Origin of the sequence: Mesorhizobium sp. M7D.F.Ca.US.004.01.2.1, assembly GCF_003997785.1 — a bacterium.
In the GTDB taxonomy this organism is placed as follows: domain Bacteria; phylum Pseudomonadota; class Alphaproteobacteria; order Rhizobiales; family Rhizobiaceae; genus Mesorhizobium; species Mesorhizobium loti.
Genome location: NZ_RZRQ01000401.1, coordinates 1 through 4841, shown reverse-complemented (window position 1 = coordinate 4841; position 4841 = coordinate 1). Strand labels below are relative to the sequence as shown.

General features: G+C 63.2%; 3 protein-coding genes and 1 pseudogene. All 4 read left to right on the top strand.

Annotated elements, in window-relative coordinates:
- Window positions 1–265: 265 nt before the first annotated feature.
- Window positions 266–1330 (top strand): sugar ABC transporter substrate-binding protein, encoded by a 1065-nt coding sequence (locus EN993_RS31500; protein ID WP_127265712.1) that lies wholly within the window; start codon window positions 266–268, stop codon window positions 1328–1330.
- A gap of 165 nt (window positions 1331–1495) precedes the next feature.
- Window positions 1496–2563, top strand: coding sequence for a sugar ABC transporter substrate-binding protein (locus tag EN993_RS31495; RefSeq protein WP_127265711.1), 1068 nt, complete (start codon window positions 1496–1498; stop codon window positions 2561–2563).
- Window positions 2564–2631: 68 nt separating this feature from the next.
- A complete protein-coding gene (locus EN993_RS31490; protein WP_245469025.1) occupies window positions 2632–4134 on the top strand; it encodes a sugar ABC transporter ATP-binding protein in 1503 nt (500 codons plus the stop codon).
- 57 nt (window positions 4135–4191) lie between these two features.
- A pseudogene (locus tag EN993_RS31485) lies at window positions 4192–4841 on the top strand (ABC transporter permease); the annotation flags it as partial.

Here is a 4841-nt window from a genome sequence, read left to right as displayed (position 1 = left end):
GAGACAGCGCCCATGGACAGTTTTATAAAATTATAATAGCATCATAGCTAGGATGAAGACCGCGTCGAAAACCACGATCGAACGTGGATGCGCGACCACATCCGCTGTCGAGCATTTGCCTGGGGCATGTCGCCCAAATGTGCGCAGCGGTTCCGGGGTAACGGCATGCACAAAACAAAGTCTGTCCATAAGGGGGCGTGCCTGGAAGGCACTTGAATAGGCGGCGGCGCTCGCGCGGCCGACAACAACACGGGAGGAGGAAGTCATGAAAGCAGGCGCATTTTTCGCCGGCCTTGCGGTGATCGCGACGACGTTGCTGTCGATCGATGCCGTGCCGGCCAACGCACAGGACAAGAAGCCTTACACCATCTATCTCTCCAACAATTTCGTCGGCAACGACTGGCGCCAGCAGATGCTGCGCAGCGCCGACATCGCGGTCAAAAAACCGCCGCTGGCCGGCCGTGTCGACCTCAAGGTCGAAGTGGTCGAGACCACGGTCCAGGCGCAGATCAATTCCCTCAACAACATCATTCGCAACAAGCCCGACGCCATCATCATCGATGCGGGCTCCGGCGAAGCGCTCAACCCGACGATCCAGAAGGCTTGCGATGCCGGCATTCTGATCATCGCCTTCGATCAGATCGTCAGCGCGCCCTGCGCCTACACGATGGAGTCCGATTGGGGCCGGGCGCCGCGCGTGGAGGCCGAATGGCTGGTCAAGAAACTCGGCGGCAAGGGCAAGATCCTCGTCGACCGCGGGCTTGCCGGCGCTCCGATCTCCGCCCAGCTGCAGGGTGGGTTCGAGGAGGTCATCAAGAAATACCCCGGCATTGAAGTGGTCGGCTATTTCAACGGCGACTATGCGCTGGGACCGGAGCAGGCCGGTGTCGCCAGCCTGCTGGCGGCCCACCCGCAAGTCGACGCCATCTTCGTCCAGGGCTACGGCGCCGGAGCGATCAAGGCGCTGCAGGATGCCGGCCGTCCGATCGTTCCGATCACCGGCAGTCCCTTCAACCTGACGACGACGACCTGTGCCCAGACGCAAGGCGCCCAGTGCATCCTGGCGCCCAACCCGGCCTACCTGTCGGCCGAGGCCCTGAAGCTGGCGGTCGAGATCCTCGACGGCAAGAAGCCGGCCGAAAAGAAGATCCTGCTGCGCAATGCCTTCCTCACCACCGATCCGATCGCGTCGGAATTGTACCCCGATGCGGCCATGCAGAAGATCGAGGTTGGCAAGAACGCCTTTCCGGACATGGCTCCCGGTCTGTTTCTTCCGGTCAGCCCGGACTGGGTTGAAATCACCCCTGCCGAGGCCGCCGGCGCGAAATGAGCGACGTCTGCCAATCGGCGGCGAATGGTCGCCTCGAAGCTCCCCAATGCGCCTTGGCTTAAATTGACAAGGCGTATTGGTACCGGTATCAATTTAGGTGCAGCACCCACCAAGATGGCGAAGTCCGTCGCTGGCTGATGCAGGAAACACGAAGGAGGAGAGACCATGAAACTGAAGACAGTTTGCATAGGATTGGCAGCTCTTGCCATGTCTGCAATCGCCATCAGCACGGCGCCGAGCCGCGCGGAGGACAAGAAGCCCTACACCATCTACCTCTCGAACAATTTCGTCGGCAATGACTGGCGCCAGCAGATGGAGCGCGTCGCCACCGTTTCGGTCAACAAGGGACCGCTGAAGGGCCGCGTCGACCTCAAGATCGAGAATGTCGAGAACACCGTTCAGGCGCAGATCAACTCGCTCAACAATATCATCCGCCAGAAGCCGGACGCCATCCTCGTCGATGCCGGCTCGGACTCGGCCTTGAACCCGACCATCAAGAAGGCCTGTGACGCCGGCATTGTCGTCATCAGCTTCGACCAGGTGGTGACCGAGCCCTGCGCCTATGCCGTCGCCTCCGACTGGGACCGCATCCCCTCCGTCATGGCCGAGTGGATGGCCACGCAGCTTGGCGGCAAGGGCAACATCATCCTCGACCGTGGCCTCGCCGGCGCGCCGATCTCGGCTCAATTGCAGCAGGGCTATGAGAAGGTGCTGGCCAAATATCCCGACATCAAGGTGGTCGGCTACTACAACGGCAATTACGCGCTTGGACCGGAGCAGTCGGGGGTCGCCGCCTTGCTTGCCGCCAATCCGCAGATCGACGGCATCATGACGCAAGGCTACGGATCGGGCGCCATCCAGGCGCTCAAGGATGCCGGCCGGCCGATCGTCCCGGTCGTCGGCTTCTCCTACAATGTAGCCGCCCTTACCTGCGCGCAGACTAAAGGCGCCAAGTGTATCCTCGGCTCGAACCCGGCCTATCTCTCTTCGGAAGCGATCAGGCTGGCGGTCGATATTCTCGACACCGGCAAGAAGCCGGCCGAACGCTCGATCTCGGTCAAGGGCGACTTCGTCACCACCGATCCCTTCGAGTCCAAGCTTTATCCGGGCACCAAGATGATCAAGATCGCGGTCGGCGAGAATGCCTTCCCCGACCAGGCGCCCGGCCTGACGCTGCCGATCACGCCCGACTGGGTCGAGATCACCGCTGCGGAAGCCGCTGGCAGCAAGTAACATCCTGTGACCACGACCCTGTCTCCCGGCATCGCAAGATGTCGGGAGAGTTTTTCGAAGGCGCATTCATGGACCTCGTCACCGTCAAAGGCCTGTCCAAACGCTATGGCGGCATTGTCGCGCTGAGCGAGGCGACATTCAGTGCCCGCGCCGGCGAGGTGCACGCACTGCTCGGCGAGAATGGCGCGGGAAAGAGCACCTTCATCCAGATCCTGTCCGGCGCGGTTCGGCATGATGGCGGCTCGATCCTGGTCGACGGCCAGGACTATCGTCCCGCAAATCCGGATGCTGCCCAGGCGCGCGGCATCGCCGCCGTCTTCCAGGAACTGTCGCTGATCCCTGATCTGAGCGTCGAGCAGAACATCTGGTTTCGCCACGAACCAAGGACGCTCCTGAGCACCGTCAATCGCGCAGAGATGCGCCGCAAGACGCTGGCGCTTCTCGACAAGTACAAGTTCCCGGCGCTGCGCCCCGAGCAGGAGTTGCGCCGGCTGACATTGGCCGAACGGCAGATCGTCGAGATCGCCAAGGGCCTGGCCAAGGATCCGCGCATCCTGATCCTAGATGAGGCGACCTCGGCGCTGCCCGCGCGCGAAGCCGAGTGGCTGCTCAAGCTCACCCGGCAACTGGCCGCCGAGGGCAGGCTGGTCATCTTCATCTCGCACCGCATGGCCGAGGTGCGCGCCATCGCCGACCGGCTGACCATCTTCCGCAATGGCAGCACCATCGCCGTGCATGAGGCCAATGCCGTGTCCGACAACGAGATCGTCACCCAGATGATCGGCAGGCATCTCGACCGGCTCTATCCCGAACGTATTGCCACCGCGACCGATCGCATTGCGCTGAAGGTCAAGGGCTTTTCCAGCGGCAGCCGGCTCTCCGGCGTCGATTTTGCGCTGCGCGAGGGCGAGGTGCTCGGCGTCGGCGGGCTGCAAGGCCACGGCCAGCGCGAACTGTTCCAGTCGCTGTTCGGCGCCAGCAAGGCGAGCGGCACCGTCGAACTGTGGGGCAAGCCGGTTTCGATCGGCAATCCGCGCCAGGCGCTGACCGGCAAGGACGGCATCGCGCTGGTGCCCGAGGACCGGCGCGGGCAGGGCCTGCTTTTGACCAAGAGCGTGCGCGAGAACCTGACCCTGTCGGTCATCAAGCGCTTCACCGAAAATGGCTTGCTGAGCCGACAAAAGGAAGCTGCCCTGGTCAAGGAGATGGTCGATTTCCTGCGCATCAAGGCCGGCACGCCGGAGCAGCTTGCCGGCACGCTGTCCGGCGGCAACCAGCAGAAGGTGATCTTCGGCAAGATGCTGCTCACGCAAGCGCGCGTGCTCTTGCTCTACGACCCGACGCGCGGCGTCGATGTCGGTACCAAGGGGGAGATATTCCAGCTGATGCGGGATCTCGCGGCCAAGGGCTATGCGATCCTGTTCCATTCCAGCGACATGCCGAAACTCGTCCACGTCGCCGACCGCGTGCTGGTGATGCGCAACGGCGGTATCGCAGCCACGCTGGAGGGTGACCGTATCTCGGAGGCAAGCATTTTGCGCGCCGCCATGCTTGAAAGCGAGGCGGCCTGAGGCATGGTGATGTCAGTCGCGGAGAGACCTGTTGAGATGGCGCAAAGGCCAGCCGAAATGAAACCCGCCAGGCCAGGCATCGATTGGCGCGGCCGCGCGCTCGACCGCGCGCCGTTCCTGGTCGCCTGCCTGATGCTGGCCCTGATCGTTGCCATCTATGGCAGCCTGCAATCCGGCGTCTTCTCGCTGGACGAGATCAACCTCGACACGGCGGCGGCGATGACGCTGATGCTGGCGGCAACCGGCCAGACCATCGTGCTGGTGCGCGGCGGCATCGACCTGTCGATCGGCGGCATGATCAGCCTCGGCACGGTGATCGCGGCAACGCGCTTCACCGACGACCCGTCGACCGTCGCTCTGTGGACCCTGGCCATTCTGGCCCTCGGCTTCCTGATCGGCGCGCTCAACGGCCTGCTGATCTCACTGCTGAAACTGCAGCCCTTCCTGGTTACGCTCGCCACCTGGTCGATCCTCAACGGCGTCGCCATGATCATCCTGCCGACCGATGGCGGCAGCGTTCCCGGCTGGTGGGTCGGCTTCGGTTATGCCCAGCTGTTCGGCCTGACCAGCCCGGTCTGGATGCTGCTGGCACTTTTGCTGTTCTGGTGGTGGTTCCGGGCGACGCGCGTCGGCGTCACCATCCAGGCGACGGGCTCCAACGAAAAGTCGGCCTTCCTGTCGGGCGTCTCGATCACCCGGGTCAATGT

Bases quoted from the DNA above. Each gene is read 5' to 3' on its own strand.
- EN993_RS31500 (WP_127265712.1), top strand. From the start codon at position 266: ATGAAAGCAGGCGCATTTTTCGCCGGCCTTGCGGTGATCGCGACGACG.
- EN993_RS31495 (WP_127265711.1), top strand. From the start codon at position 1,496: ATGAAACTGAAGACAGTTTGCATAGGATTGGCAGCTCTTGCCATGTCT.
- EN993_RS31490 (WP_245469025.1), top strand. From the start codon at position 2,632: ATGGACCTCGTCACCGTCAAAGGCCTGTCCAAACGCTATGGCGGCATT.